Origin of the sequence: Phenylobacterium sp. (assembly GCF_016124325.1) — a bacterium.
Lineage (GTDB): Bacteria > Pseudomonadota > Alphaproteobacteria > Caulobacterales > Caulobacteraceae > Phenylobacterium.
The window spans coordinates 1-14119 of record NZ_WGNY01000026.1 but is presented as its reverse complement, the minus strand read 5'-3'; the positions used below and the strand labels follow the sequence as shown (position 1 = coordinate 14119).

General features: G+C 71.0%; 13 protein-coding genes. 7 read left to right on the top strand and 6 right to left on the bottom strand.

Annotation, left to right across the window (positions count from 1 at the left end; translation table 11 throughout):
* Positions 1-74: 74 nt before the first annotated feature.
* The gene (locus GC203_RS15220) at positions 75-557 is read left to right on the top strand and encodes a hypothetical protein (RefSeq protein ID WP_293456108.1); all 483 of its coding nucleotides are present in this window, start codon (positions 75-77) and stop codon (positions 555-557) included.
* Here GC203_RS15220 and GC203_RS15215 read toward each other — a convergent pair.
* The 5 genes from GC203_RS15215 to GC203_RS15195 form a co-directional block, all read right to left on the bottom strand.
* On the bottom strand, positions 554-1576 hold the full coding sequence (locus GC203_RS15215) for an aldehyde reductase (protein ID WP_293456105.1): 1023 nt from the start codon (positions 1574-1576) through the stop codon (positions 554-556). The two genes, GC203_RS15220 and GC203_RS15215, sit on opposite strands and share 4 nt — an antisense overlap.
* Before the next feature lie 63 nt (positions 1577-1639).
* Positions 1640-2107 carry a DUF3429 domain-containing protein gene (locus GC203_RS15210; RefSeq protein WP_293456102.1) on the bottom strand — a complete coding sequence of 156 codons (468 nt, stop codon included), beginning with the start codon at positions 2105-2107 and terminating at the stop codon, positions 1640-1642.
* A gap of 6 nt (positions 2108-2113) precedes the next feature.
* Positions 2114-2932: a TIGR02186 family protein gene (locus tag GC203_RS15205; protein ID WP_293456099.1), complete on the bottom strand. Its 819-nt coding sequence runs from the start codon at positions 2930-2932 to the stop codon at positions 2114-2116.
* Positions 2932-3855: a sulfite exporter TauE/SafE family protein gene (locus tag GC203_RS15200; RefSeq protein ID WP_293456097.1), complete on the bottom strand. Its 924-nt coding sequence runs from the start codon at positions 3853-3855 to the stop codon at positions 2932-2934. Before GC203_RS15200 ends, GC203_RS15205 begins: the two co-directional genes overlap by 1 nt.
* Positions 3856-3959: 104 nt before the next feature.
* Positions 3960-6458 carry a peptidoglycan-binding protein gene (locus tag GC203_RS15195; RefSeq protein WP_293456094.1) on the bottom strand — a complete coding sequence of 833 codons (2499 nt, stop codon included), beginning with the start codon at positions 6456-6458 and terminating at the stop codon, positions 3960-3962.
* Between the two features lie 168 nt (positions 6459-6626).
* Here GC203_RS15195 and GC203_RS15190 point away from each other — a divergent pair, with 168 nt between their 5' ends.
* Positions 6627-6830, top strand: coding sequence for a hypothetical protein (locus GC203_RS15190; protein WP_293456091.1), 204 nt, complete (start codon positions 6627-6629; stop codon positions 6828-6830).
* On the opposite strand, the gene GC203_RS15185 is transcribed toward GC203_RS15190, so the two are convergent.
* Positions 6827-8494 (bottom strand): GNAT family N-acetyltransferase, encoded by a 1668-nt coding sequence (locus GC203_RS15185; RefSeq protein ID WP_293456088.1) that lies wholly within the window; start codon positions 8492-8494, stop codon positions 6827-6829. The genes GC203_RS15190 and GC203_RS15185 overlap by 4 nt on opposite strands.
* A 115-nt stretch (positions 8495-8609) precedes the next feature.
* On the opposite strand from GC203_RS15185, the gene GC203_RS15180 reads away from it, so the two are divergent.
* The 5 genes from GC203_RS15180 to GC203_RS15160 all read left to right on the top strand — a co-directional run.
* Complete coding sequence (locus GC203_RS15180; RefSeq protein WP_293456085.1) at positions 8610-9827, top strand: acyl-CoA dehydrogenase family protein; 1218 nt, start codon at positions 8610-8612, stop codon at positions 9825-9827.
* 61 nt (positions 9828-9888) lie between these two features.
* Positions 9889-11097 carry an acyl-CoA dehydrogenase family protein gene (locus tag GC203_RS15175; protein ID WP_293456082.1) on the top strand — a complete coding sequence of 403 codons (1209 nt, stop codon included), beginning with the start codon at positions 9889-9891 and terminating at the stop codon, positions 11095-11097.
* A gap of 49 nt (positions 11098-11146) precedes the next feature.
* Positions 11147-12349 carry an acyl-CoA dehydrogenase family protein gene (locus GC203_RS15170; protein WP_293456079.1) on the top strand — a complete coding sequence of 401 codons (1203 nt, stop codon included), beginning with the start codon at positions 11147-11149 and terminating at the stop codon, positions 12347-12349.
* Positions 12350-12500: 151 nt separating this feature from the next.
* Entirely contained in the window at positions 12501-13703 is a 1203-nt protein-coding gene (locus tag GC203_RS15165; RefSeq protein WP_293456077.1) for an acyl-CoA dehydrogenase family protein, read from the top strand.
* A 137-nt stretch (positions 13704-13840) separates the two neighbouring features.
* On the top strand, positions 13841-14119 hold a 279-nt coding region (locus tag GC203_RS15160), incomplete at its 3' end, for an acyl-CoA dehydrogenase family protein (RefSeq protein ID WP_293456075.1).

Genomic DNA, 14119 nt, shown 5'->3' with positions numbered 1-14119 from the left:
CCCATTCCGTCGCCGCTTCCGCAACGCGGCCGCGCGAGGATAGGGTTCGCTCGATCCGGCCGGGGGAGGCGCAGATGAACCGAGGATTCCATTGGGGCCTGGCGCTTGCCGCCGGGCTCTCGCTGGCCGGGCTGGGCCAGCCGGCCGCCGCCGCGCCGGTCCGCGTCTGCGCCTGGCTGGTCGAGACGCTGGACGACGACGACTATCACGGGCTGGCCCTGTGGTTCGAAGCCAACACCGACTTCGACTTCTATTACATGATCAAGGGCAAGGGCATCGTCGGCGACGGCTCCCGCGCCCATTCGCCCAGCAAGGGCACGTTCGTCCTGAGCGCGGGCGAGCCCGACAAGCCCTGGAGCTTCGGGACCAACCTCACGCCGCCCGGCGAGATCGACGTCGTCGTCGAGATCCACGCCACCCCGGCCGACGTCTTCTCCGAGGAGGAGCCGCCCCTGCTGGCCAGCTTCACCTTCAACCGCCAGGTGACCGAGGACGATCCCGCACCGCCGAAGGACTTCGGCGCGCGCCAGTGCGCGACGGTGACGCCGTCGCCCTAGACGGCGCCCGCCTCGATCAGGCTGCGGGCGCAGTCCATCACCGTCTCGCGCACGGGCCGAGGCCGCCAGCCAAGCAGCTCCTGCGCCTTCTTCGAGGTGAAGTCGTAGCGCCGGCCCAGCCGCGGAACGACGAAGCGCAGGTCGGTGTCGAACAGGCTGGCCAGGCGCACCATCAGGTCGGGGACCTTTCGGGTCGGGACCTTGGCGGCCGCCGGGCCCAGTTCGGCCTTCAGCATGTCGGCCATCTCCGCCATCCACGCGAAGCCGCTCGCCGCGATCAGGCGCTGGCCCGCCGCCTCGGGTGCGGTCATGGCGCGGATGTGCAGGTCGGCCACGTCGCGCACGTCGACCACGTTGAAGCCCATCCGCGGCATGCCCGGCATGCGGCCGGTCAGCAGGCGCTCGACCACCTGCACCGAGTCCGAGAAGTCGCCGCTCAGCACCGGGCCTAGCACCAGCGTCGGGTTCACCGTGGCCAGCGTCGTCCTGCCGCCGGCCTCGCCGATCAGCTCCCAGGCCGCCCGCTCGGCCAGGGTCTTGGACTGAGCGTAGACGCTCACGCCTTGCGCGTTGGGGTCTGTCCAGACGGTCTCGTCGGCGAGGAAGTCGCTGGCGCCTTCGATCGGGCTGGTCGCGGCCACCGACGAGGTCTGCACCACCCGCTTCACCCCGGCCTTGATGGCCGCGCTCACCGCCCGCCGGGCGCCCTCGCGGGCCGGCCGGATCAGCACGTCGGGGTCCTTCGGGTCGGTCACCCCCAGCGGCGAGGCCACGTGCAGGACGTAGTCGCAGCCCTCGGTCGCGGCGTCCCATCCGGCGTCCGACATCAGGTCGGCGGCGTGGAAGCTGAGGTTCGTGGTGTCGGCCGCCTTGCCCAGGGCGGCGCGGACGGCCGGCTCCTTGGCGAGGTCGCGCACCGTCGTGCGCACGGCGTAGCCTTCCTTCAGGAGCCCGATCACGCACCAGCCGCCGATGTAGCCCGACCCGCCGGTGACCAGCACCGTTCCCTTGCCCGCCATGCCCCGCCTCCCGATGTTAACGATGCTAAGACATAGGGGCTTGGCGCGCCGGGGGAAGGGGCGTCAGGCGTGCATGGCGCTTTCGAGGGCCAGCGACAGCGAGATGCAGGCGGCGGCGGTGAGCGTCGTCGAGAGCAGCGGATAGCGGGAAGGGCTGTCGGGCGTCTGGTGGTCGAACAGCCACTGGATCAGGAAGGCCACGATGAAGCCGCCGAGGATCCAGGTGTCGGGCGCCCGGTCGCGGGCCAGCAGCACCACCATCGCCGCCATCGCGCAGAGCGCCGAGAAGGTCTGCCGCTGCCAGCGGGGCCGGGGCTCGCGCGTCTCCAGGCCCCAGCGGACGCCGCCCAGGAACGACAGCACCACCGCCGACCAGGTGAGCAATACGCCCAGCGCAGGGGCGGCGAACTTGGCGGGGCCGTAGCAGTAGACGATGGCGGCGCCGGGGAAGGGGGCCACCGCCGTCAGCGCGATGACCCATAGGGCGATCGGAATGGACTCCGCCCGTCGGGCAGGCCGCACGTCATCCATGAGCAATCAATCTCTCCGGAATGCCGCCGAGGCCGCCCAACCGACCGCCAGGGCGAACGCCATGGAGGCCAGACCGTAGGACCATGGCCTGTCATGGGCCAACACGTAAAGGGCCCGTTCGGCGCCCACCTTCTGCACGGTCAGGGTGCGGGTTCGCTGGGCCACCGGCTTGCCGTTCTGGAAGAGGATGATGTCGGCCCGGTAGACGCCCGTGGGCGCGCCCGCCGGCAGGGCGATCTCGGCGCGGAACAGGCCCCGGTCCACGAACCGGACGCCGTGCTCGTCCTCGCGATAGAGACCCGCCGCTTCCTTCAGGCGCACCACCGCGCTCTTCCAGTCGTAGTAGTCGGCGCCCAGCTGGTTCACGACCACGTCGCGCACGCCGTAGCGCGTCTCCACCCGCTGCTCGGCCGGGGCGGCGAAGGTCAGGTGGTCGATGCCGGCGCCCAGCCGGCGCAGGGTTCCGAAGTTGGCGATGTCGGCCAGCGGGCGGTTGGAGGCGGCGCGGTAGAAGCCCGGCGCGCCGCGGAACACCACCGGCCGGCTGTTGATCCACAGGCCCGCCACCTGGATCTTGCGGGTGATCCGCACCGGCTGCTCGGGGCCGCGCACCAGCACCACCACGTCGCTGGGCCGGGCGGCGGCGTCGAACACCGCGCCGTAGAGCACGATCCGCGCGCCGCGGAAGTTCGACTTCACCTGGATATTGGCGTCGGTCAGCGCCGCCGAGATGATCGGCTTGGGCGCCTCGGGCGCGCGCACCTGCGGCGCCTCGGCGGCGGGCGGCGCTTCGGCCACGTGCGGCGGCAGGGGGAGGTCGGCCATCACCCTCCCATCCCCGACATCAGGATGAAGGGCTCCTCGGGCCGGAAGAACAGGCCCAGGCCCATGCGCAGCCCGACCAGCAGCACGATCAGCGCCAGGATCGCCCGCAGCTCCTCGGCCCGGAAGCGCGCCGAGGCCCGCGCGCCGAGCTGGGCGCCCATCACCCCGCCCACCAGCAGCAGCGTCGCCAGCACGATATCGACGGTCTGGTTTCGCCCGGCCTGCAGCACGCCGGTGAGCGCCGTGGTGATGATGATCTGCAGCAGGCTGGTGCCCACCACCATGCCGGCCGGCATGCGAAGCAGATAGACCATCGCCGGCACCAGGATGAAGCCGCCGCCCACGCCCATGATCGCCGAGAGCATGCCCACGAACGCGCCCAGCAACAGCGGCGGGATCACGCTGATGTAGAGCCGAGAGCGCGGGAACCGCATCTTCAGCGGCAGGCCGTACAGCCACACCGGCCGGCGGTCGCGGTGCGGCGGCTGCGGCTCGCCCCGGCGGCGGCGCAGGATGGCGCCCAGGCTCTCGGTCAGCATCAGCCCGCCGATGACGCTCAGGAACACCAGGTACGAGACCGACACCACCAGGTCGGCCTGACCCAGCAGGCGCAGCAGGCGGAAGATCTCCACGCCGGCGTAGGCCCCGATCACCCCGCCGGTCGCCAGCACCGCGCCCATCCGCAGGTCGACGGCGCGCCGGCGGCTGTAGGCGATCACGCTCGACATGGACGAGGCCGCCACGTGGTTGGCCATCGACCCGACGGCCACCGGCGCCGGCACACCGAAGAACACCAGGAGCGGCGTCATCAGGAAGCCGCCACCGATGCCGAACATGCCCGAGATGAAGCCCACCAGGGCGCCCAGCGCCACGATGAGCGGGGCGTTCACGGCGACCTCGGCGATGGGCAGGTAGATGTCCACGGTCCGCGCCTACGACCCCCGTCCGGCCGGGTCCAGACCGAAATCCCATGCCCCGCGGGCATGGGCGGTGGTCGCGGGCGTGAGAAGGCCTGTCGGACCTGGCCTCAACGCTCGGAAACGTGGGGCCGCGGGCCCGGCGCAAGGTCGCGCTGGTAGGCGGCGAGCGCCATCCGGTAGGCCGGGTTCGAATAGCCGTCGGCCGGGCCGTCGTAATAGCCCAGCCGGGCCAGCACCTTCTGGGTCTGCCGCACGTTGATCGAGGGCCCCATCGCGGCGGTCGCCGTCGCTGCGGGGGCGGGCGATGGCGTCGCCGGAGCCGCCGCCGGAGCCTTGGGCGACAGCTTCGCCAGCGCCTGGCGCGCATCGGCGTCGCCGCGGTCGGCCGCGCGCTGGAACCACATCCGCGCTGTTTCGAGGTCCTTCGGGGCTCCGCTGCCCGACTCGTAGATGAGGCCCAGATTGTACTGGCTCTCCACCACCCCGGCCGCGGCGGCCTTCTCGAACCACTTCACCGCCGTCGGCAGGTCCTGTCCGCCGCCCTCGCCGCGGAAGTAGTAGACGCCCAGGTTGTGCATCGCGCGCACATCGCCGTTCTCGGCCGCCAGCGTCGTGAGGCGGCGGGCCTCCACCGGGTCCTGCGGCAGCCCAGCCTCGCCGGCGTCGTAGAGCTGGGCGAGATAGAGCTGGGCCTGGGCGTGGCCGGCTTCGGCCAGGGCCTTCAGCTTGCCCAGCGCGCCGGGCTCGCCGGCTTCCACGCCGGCCCGCACCTGGGCGAACACGGGGCTGGGCTGGATCGCGGCGGCGCCCGGGGAAGCCAGTCCGGGCGCCAGCGCCACCGACGCCCGCGGGTTGTCGCCGATCGGGGCGACCTCCGCGGTGCGGTCCTGATCCTGGGGGCCCTGCATCAGCACCAGACCCGCCGCGCCGACGCTCAGGAACGCGGCGCCGCCGGCCACCATCAGCGCGGTCTGCATCGCCGAACTGCCCCGCCGCGGACGCGAGGTGAGGCTTCGGAACAGGCCGCCCTTGCCGCTCTTGGCCCGCATCTTCTTCATGGCCTTCGCGCCCTGCGCGATCTCGTTCGCGCGCGCGGCGGCCTGGGCGCGTTCGATCACCTCGCGGGTGGAAAGCTGGGGGCCGGGCCACCGAACACCCTCGCCCTCGCCCTCGTTGTCGGCGAACAGCTCCTCGTCGGGATCCTGGATCGGAGCGAAGCCCTCCGGGACCTTGGTCTCCGGCACGTCCAGGTCCAGGCGACGCCAGGGCGGGTAGACCGCGTCCGGGTCCTCCGCCTCGGCGAAGGTGCGCGGCTCGGGCTCGCTGCGCGCGGCCAGGTCGGGACCGAAGGACGCGCCCGGCGGCATCGCGAACGGCTGGGCCTCGGCGGCCTGCGCGGCGGCCTCGGGCGTCGCCGCACGCCAGACCGGTTCCGCAGCCGGCGCCTCCGCCGCGCGCATGCGGATCCGCTCGACCTGCGCGCCCAGGTCCTCCAGCGCCTGGGCGGCCCGCTGCTCGGAGGTGGTGAGGCGCCCGTCGAGGGAGTCGCTCACCCGGGTCAGCTCCGCCCCGAGCCGTTCGAACGCCTCGGCCTGGGTCTGCTCGGCGCGGCCGAGCCGCTGCTCCACGGCGCTGGCGATCCGCGCCACCTCCGAGCCCACCTGGTCGATGGCCTCGGCGCCGCGCTGGTCCACTTCCTCCAGCTTGCGGCCGACAGCCTCGGCCATGCCGAGCACCTTGCGGCCCATCTCCTCGACGGCGTGGGCGGTCCGCTCCTCGGCCTCGCGGATGTGCGCGCCCATCTCGGCCAGGCGCTTCTCCACCTGCGGTCCCGCCGAGGCCGCCAGCTTGTCGGCCACCTCCGCGCGCAGGGCCTCGACCCGATGGCCCAGCACCTGCGCCAGGGCCTCGAACTTGACCTCGGCCTCGGCCGAGCTGCCCTGTTCGGCCAGGCTCAGGCGCTTGTCGAGCGCGCTCATGGCCGATTTCAGGTCGTTGAGCGCCGCGGTGGTCCGAGCCTCGGCGTCGGCGAGCCGGTCGCCCAGCCGCAGCAGCACCGTCTCGACGACCACTTCGGGCTCGATCCGGGTGAGCCGCTGTTCCAGCGCCTTGAGCACCTCGGTCGATCGGGGGCCCGCCGGCTGCGCCTCCAGCCGCCGAAGCCGCTCGCCCAGATAGCTCTGCTGGGCCGATCCTTCCGACAGCAGGCCTTCGAGCCGCGCGGTCTGGCTGTGCTGTTCGCGCTCCGTGGCGTCGATCCGGGCCAGCGCCTGGCGCACCGAATGCTCGACGCCATTGATCGCCAGGCCGGCGCGGGTCTCGGCGGATTCGATCCGGTCGGTCAGCCGGTCGAGCGAGGCGGCGATCCGGGCGAAGTCCTGCGAGGTGTCGGATTCGGTGCGCGGCCGCCAGGCGTCGGGGGCCGGCCGGTAGAGGCGCGCGCCCAGTTGCGACTCGGCGGTGACCTCCTCGGGCAGGTCGTCCTCGAGGATCATCCGGTTCAGCCATTCGCCGAGGGTCATGCCCGAGCGCCGGGCAAGATCCTTCGCGACCTCGCGGGCCTTGGGATCGATCCCCTTAACGCTCCAAGGCGCCCCCGCGCTCATCCGAATCGCTTCTCCGCCTGAGACGAAACGGTATCGGCCGATTCCTGGGGTGTAAACGAAGCCGCACCACCAGATATGGTGTCGCGGGGGCCGTTCCTGTGGACGGCTTCGCCGGGCCGCGGCGACGATGCCGCTTGCCAAACCGGTGGCCACGACTAGAGCGGGTGGATGGACTTCCGCACCCTATTCGCCGTGGGCGGCGGCCTGGCCGCGCTGGCGCTCGTCGCCGGGTGGCGGGGCGCGCGTCCGCCCAACCTCCAGCGGGGGCCGCGGCTCGTCCCCTGGCGCTTCATCATGCTGCTCAGCGCGGCCGTGGCGATCCTGCTGATCTTCCAGGCGCTGCGGCTGTCGGGCTGGCTGCCCCACCGCTAGGCCGCCTGCGGCAGCGGCTCCTCGGCCTTCTTCGGGCGCTTGGCCAGGCCCGCCATGCCCCCGGACGACAGCAGGCCCACATCGGCCACCAGCCGCGGGATGGCCCACTTGTGCGGCGCGGCGACGTAGCGCGGCTGCCAGAGCGGGTCGTACTTGTCCTTGTACCGCCGCACGCCCTGGAAGTTGTAGATTTCCTCGCCGCGGTCGAAGATCAGCCGGCCCACGCGCGACATGATCGGGGCCAGCGGGCGATCGTCGAGGCCCGCCAGCGGGGCCATGCCGAAGTCGAAGGCGACGTACCCCTGGGCGCGGCCCCACTCCATCAGCTCGACGAAGAGATAGTCCATGACGTTGCGCGGGCCCTCGTCGCGATAGCGCATCAGGTCGATCGAGAACGAGGCCTTCGACGGCGTGGTCCATAGCGTCGCGAAGGCGATCACGCGCCCGCCCCAGCGCACCACCGCCACCGGGAATTCCTGGACATATCGCGGCAGGAAGCCGCCCAGCGAAAAGCCCTTCTCGCCGCCGGCGTGGTCGGCCAGCCAGTCGTCCGAAACGGCCCTCAGCTCGGAGATGAGCGGCGCCACGCGCTCGCGGGGGACGACTTCGAAGGTCGCGCCTTCCTCGGCGGCCTTGCGCCACGCCCGGCGCAGGTTGCCCCGGCGGCGGCCCTCGAGGCTGAAGGTCTCCAGCGGGGTCAGCGCCGACTCCCCCAGCTTCTGGATCGAGAACCCCAGCTCGACCACGTCGGGCAGGTCCTCGGCCTCCAGGCCGTAGAGGCCGGGCCGCGCGGCATGCGCATCGGCGAGTTCGCGGAACCGCCAGAGCAGCTCCAGCCGCTCGTCGCGCCGGCCCACGGGCGGGCCCAGCGCCACCCAGCTGCGCCCCCGGACGCCGAACATCAGGAAACTTTCCCCCGACGCCGAGAACAGGAACCGCTTGTCGCCGAGCAACGCCAGGTTCGAGCCCGGCCGCGAGACCTCCGCATTGGCCAGGATGGTCCGGACGCGCTCGAAGTCGGGGTCCTCGTCGCCGACGATCGGCGGCGTCGCGGCGGAGGCGAACAGCCGCCAGACCCCGAAGGCGATCAGGACCAGCGCCGATCCGGCCCAGGCTCGCAGCGACCGCTCGGCGTCGGCGTCGGCCATCACCCGCCACCAGGGCAGCTCGCCGTAGTCGGCGTGTTCGAACGACCACAGGCCCAGAAGGCCGACGCCGGCCACCAGGCACACGGCCGACACCAGCCAGCCGGGCGTCACCTCCATCCGGCTCAGCCGGGCGGTGCGGGGAAAGGCGGCGCGGAACGGGGCCAGCAGCACGGCCAGCCCGACGAGCACCGTCGTCTCCTCCCAGATGAAGCCCTTCACCAGGCTGAGCGGGGCGGCGACCAGCAGGACGATCAGCGTCGCCGCCCAGGCCGCGTCCAGCCGCGCGCGCAGGCCGAACGCCAGCATCACCAGCACCAGCCCCAGGACGCTGGAGAGGAAGTGGCCGATCTCGATCAGCAGCACCGGCTCGAACTTCAGGAGCTCGACGAAGCGCTCCGGCGCCGACGGCGTGGCGGCCGAGGCCAGCAGCATCACGCCCGCCGCCAGGGTCAGCACCGCTCCAGCCAGCGGCGCGGCGGCCAGGGCCGCGGGATGGAGGTCACGGAAGACACGCATCGGGGCGTCTATTAGCCGGGTTCGCCGCGCCGCGCTCAAACAACTGTTTTGTTGCGCTTGCCCTGCGTCCGCCCGGCGCTAAGCTTGGGAAAAAGGTCCCGACAAGGAGAACGTCATGGCCGACTTCGGCGCCGCCGAACTCGACGCCTTCGCCACGGAGGTGCGCGAGGCGCTCGCGGCCCTCTATCCGGCCGAGCTGCGCGACCCCAAGGCCGCGACCGATCCCGAGGCCGTGTGGGGCGGCCGCGCCTTCGCCGGCTCCGACGATCCGCAGATCGTCTGGATGAAGCGCATGGCCGAGAAGGGCTGGACCGCGCCGACCTGGCCCAGGGAATACGGCGGCGGCGGCCTCTCGCCCGCCCAGGCCCGCGTGCTGGACCGGGAACTGGCCGCCGGCCGCTATCGCGCGCCGCTCGCCTCGTTCGGTGTCTGGATGCTGGGCCCCGTCCTGCTCGAATACGCCAACGAGGAGCAGAAGCGCGAGCACCTGCCCAGGATCATCCAGGGCCAGATCCGCTGGTGCCAGGGCTATTCCGAGCCGGGCGCCGGCTCCGACCTCGCCGGTCTCGCCACCCGCTGCGAGGACAAGGGCGACCACTGGCTCATAAACGGAAGCAAGATCTGGACGAGCTACGCCGACAAGGCCGACTGGTGCTTCTGCCTGGTGCGCACCGACACCACCAAGAAGCACGAGGGCATCTCGTTCGTGCTGATCGACATGAAGAGCCCTGGCGTCGAGACCCGGCCCATCCAGCTGATCAGCGGCGAGAGCCCGTTCTGCGAGACCTTCTTCACCGACGTGAAGATCCCCAAGGGCAACCTGGTGGGCCGGCTGAACGGCGGCTGGGAGATCGCCAAGCGCCTCCTGCAATACGAGCGCCAGAACATCTCGGCCGGCTTCGGCGACGGCGGCTCGGCGGGCGGCGCCTCGGGCGACCTTGGCGAGATCGCCAAGCGCTACGCGGGCGATGCGGACGGGCTCTCCGACACCGACCTGCGCCGGCGCATCACCGAGAACAAGATGAACTTCCAGGCGCTGCGCCAGACCATCGCCCGCTCGGCCGCCGAGAGCCGCGCCGGCAACGGGCCCTCGGCCACGACCTCGATCATCAAATACGCCGCGGCCGAGTTCGCCAAGGAACGGTCCGAGCTGATGGTCGAGGCCATGGGCCACCAGGGCCTGGGCTGGGACGGCGCGGGCTACGAGGGCTCGGAGATCATGGCCGTGCGCGGCTGGCTGCGCACCAAGGCCAACTCGATCGAGGGCGGGACCAGCGAAGTGAACCTCAACGTGGTGGCCAAGCGCGTGCTCGGCCTGCCGGACCCGAAGTGACGCGGAGCGTCATCCCGGACGCCTGCGAGGCCGATCCGGGATCTAGAGGAGGAATTTTCTGATGGCGGACTTCGGCGGCGACGTGGAGGCCTTCCGGGCCGAGGCGCGCGACTGGCTCGCGGCCAACTTTCCGAAATCCCTGGCCCACGACTTCGACACCCAGCTGGCCAAGCTGCAGGCGCGGCCCGAGACGGCCGAGGCGAAGGCCTGGCGTCTGGCCCTGGGCGCCAAGGGCTGGGGCGTCCCCACCTGGCCGAAGGACATCGGCGGCGGCGGCCTCACCCGCGAGCAGGCGCGCGTGCTGGCCGAGGAGATGGCCTCCATCGGCGCCCGCAACCCGATCGGCGGCATGGGCGTCTCCATGTTCGGGCCGACGCTCATGGAGTACGGCTCCGACGCCCTGAAGAAGCAGCACTTCCCCGGCATCGTCATGGGCGAGGTCTGGTGGTGCCAGGGCTATTCCGAGCCCGGCGCCGGCTCCGACCTGGCGGGCCTGCAGACCCGCGCCGAGGACAAGGGCGACCACTTCCTGGTGAACGGGTCGAAAATCTGGACAAGCGGCGCCCAGTACGCCGACCGCTGCTACTGCCTGGTGCGGACCGACACCTCCAAGAAGCATGAGGGCATCAGCTTCCTGCTGATCGACATGCACGCTCCGGGCGTCGAGGTCCGGCCGATCCTGCTGATCAACGGCACCTCGCCCTTCTGCGAGACCTTCTTCACCGACGTGAAGGTGCCGAAGGACCAGCTGTTCGGGCCGCTGAACGGCGGCTGGACCATCGCCAAGCGCCTGCTGCAGCACGAGCGCGACGGCATCGGCGCCAGCCTGGGCTCGGGCAACATCGGCGCGGCCTCGGTCGTCCCCACCGTGATCGAGGCGGCCAAGGCCAACGTCGGCCTCGACGAGACCGGCCGGCTGGCCGACCCCGACCTGCGGCGGCGCGTCACCGAACACCTGATGGAGAACAAGGCCTTCCAGCTCACCGTGCGGCGCCAGCAGGACGAGGCGCGCTCGGGGGCGGGTCCGTCGAACCTGGCCGCGGCCATGAAGTACGCCGGGGCCAAGATCGCCCAGGACCGCAACGAGCTCGTGGTCGAGAGCCTGGGCCATCAGGGGCTGGGCTGGGGCGGCGACGGCTTCGCCGCGGGCGAGGCGGCCGCGGTGCGCAGCTGGCTGCGCTCGAAGGCCAATTCGATCGAGGGCGGCAGCTCCGAAATCAACCTCAACGTCGTCTCAAAACGAGTCCTCGGATTGCCAGATCCGAAGTAGGATTAGAAAAAGCGGTATTTCAAACGACCATAATTTCGGGAGGTTCATGATGGCGGATTTCGGAGGGACCGATCTGGACGCCTTCCGCGCCGAGGCGCGCGAATGGCTCGAAGCCAATTTCCCCAAGTCGCTGCGCGACGATCCCGAAGCCGGGACGCGCGCCATGACGGGCGGCTTCAAGCCCACCGGCGACCATCTCGTGTGGAAGCAGCGGATGGCCGAGAAGGGGTGGGGCTGCCCCACCTGGCCCAAGAAGTACGGCGCCGGCGGCCTCAGCCAGTCCGAGGCCCGCGTGCTCCAGCAGGAGATGGACCGCATCGGCGCCTACAACCCGATGGTCGGCATGGGCCTTTCGATGTTCGGCCCCACGCTGCTGGAGTACGGCACGGAGGACCAGAAGGAACGCCACATCCCGCCCATCGTCCGGGGCGAGATCCGCTGGTGCCAGGGCTATTCCGAACCGGGCGCCGGCTCCGACCTCGCCAGTCTCCAGACCAAGTGCGAGGACGCCGGAGACCACTGGAAAATCAACGGCCAGAAAATCTGGACGAGCGGCGCGCAATGGGCCGACTGGTGCTTCTGCCTGGTGCGGACCGACACCTCCAAGAAGCATGAGGGCATCAGCTTCGTGCTGATCAACATGAACCAGCCGGGGGTCGAGACGCGGCCGATCAAGCTGATCGCCGGCTCCTCGCCCTTCTGCGAGACCTTCTTCACCGACGCCCGCGCCGAGAAGAACGACATGGTCGGCCCGCTGAACGGCGGCTGGACGGTGGGCAAGCGCCTGCTCCAGCACGAGCGGTCGGGCCAGGGCGGCGGCCGCATGACCGGCGGCGCCAAGGTGTCCGAGATCGCCAAGACATACGTCGGCGTCGACGAGGCGGGCCGCATCGCCGATTCCGACCTGCGCATGCGCATCGCCCGGAACGAGATGGACGCCCGCGCCCACGGCCTGACGCTGCAGCGGGCCTTCGCCGAGTCCAAGGGCAATTCCAGCCCCTCGGCCGCCACCTCGATCATGAAGAACTCGGGCACCTGGATCGGCCAGGAACGCGCCGAGCTGCTCATCGAGGTGATGGGCGCGCAGGGCCTCGGCTGGTCGGGCGACGACTTCCAGAAGGACGAACTGGAGGCCGTGCGCTCGTGGCTCTCGGGCAAGGCCTGGACCATCTTCGGCGGCAGCCAGGAGGTCCAGTCCAACATCGTCTCCAAGCGCATCCTGGGACTGCCCGACACGACCCAATCGAGCTGACCCGGAGCGCGCTTATGGCGTCATGGCCCGGCCTGTCCGGGCCATCCATGAACACGGCCGACGGAGGCGCCGCCTAAAAGATCGGTGTTCATGGATCCCCTGGACAAGCCCGGGGATGACGATCTGAAAATGGGTCGAGGGAGGAACTGACATGGCTGACTTCGGCGGAGCCGACCTCGAGGCCTTCCGGGCCGAGGCCAGGGACTGGATCGCGGCGAACTTCCCCGCGTCGCTCAAGGGCCGGCCCGCGCCCGAGGGCCGCGAGCTGAGTCCCGACCAGGACGCCTGGCGCAAGGCCATGGGCGAGAAGGGCTGGGGCGTTCCCACCTGGCCCAGCCAGTACGGCGGCGGCGGGCTCTCCCGCGCCGAGGCCGCGGTGATCGCCGAGGAACTGGCCCGGGCCGGCGCCTACAACCCCATCGGCGGCATGGGCGTCATCATGTTCGGCCCCACGCTGCTGGAGTACGGCGACGAGGCCCAGAAGCAGAAGCACATCCCGCCCATCGTCCGCGGCGAGGTGCGCTGGTGCCAGGGCTTCAGCGAACCGGGGGCGGGCTCCGACCTGGCCGGCCTGCAGACCAAGGCCGAGGACAAGGGCGACCACTTCCTCATAAATGGTTCAAAAATTTGGACTTCCGGCGCCCATCTCGCCGACATGTGCTTCTGCCTGGTGCGCACCGATCCCACGAAGAAGCACGAGGGCATCAGCTTCGTGATGATCGACATGCATCAGCCGGGGGTCGAGGCCCGGCCGATCCGGCTGATCAACGACACCACGCCCTTCTGCGAGACCTTCTTCACCGACGCCAAGGCGCCGAAGGAGAACCTCGTGGGCCCGCTGAACGGCGGCTGGACGGTGGCCAAGCGCCTGCTCCAGCACGAGCGGCAGGGCATCTCCGGCGCCGGCGGCGGCGCCCCGCCCGGGTCGCTGGAAGGGCCCACGATCACCGAACTGGCGAAGACCTACGTCGGCCTGGACGAGACGGGCCGCCTGGCCGATCCGGACCTGCGCCGCCGGCTCACCGACCACCTGATGGAGGAGCGCGCCTTCCAGCTCACCGGCCGGCGTGCGGCGGTCGAGAACCGCGGCAACTCCGGCCCCAGCGCCGCCTCCTCGGTGCTCAAGAACGTGGGCTCGAACGTCCGCACCGAGAAGTCCGAGCTGGCGGTCGAGATCCTGGGCTGCCAGGGCCTGGGCTGGGGCGGCGAGGCCTTCGCGAGGCACGAGGTGGCCGCCATCAAGACCATGCTGCGCTCCAAGGCCGGCAAGATCGCCGGCGGCTCCTGGGAGGTGCAGCTCAACATCATCTCCAAGCGCATCCTGGGACTGCCGGAGACCACGCAGAAGGGCTAAGAGAAATAGCCCTCTCCCCCTTGCGGGGAGAGGGTTGGGAGTGGGGGTGTCGGCTCAGCGCCCAATTGAATGCACCCCCACCCCCGACCCCTCCCCGCAAGGGGGAGGGGAGAAATTTGAAGAGGACGAGATTTCGAATGGCTGATTTTGGCGGAACTGACCTGGAGGCCTTCCGCAAGGAGGTCCGGGACTGGGTGACGGCGAATTTCCCCGCCTCGCTCAAGGGCAAGCCCAATCCGATGGCCGGCGAAGGCCGCGCCGAGAAGCCGACCGCGGACCAGGAAGCCTGGCGCAAGGCGGTGGGCGAGAAGGGGTGGGGCACGCCCACCTGGCCCAAGCAGTACGGCGGCGGCGGGCTCTCCGGCGCCGAGGCGCGGGTGATCCAGGGCGAGTTCGCCCGGGCCGGCGCCTACAAC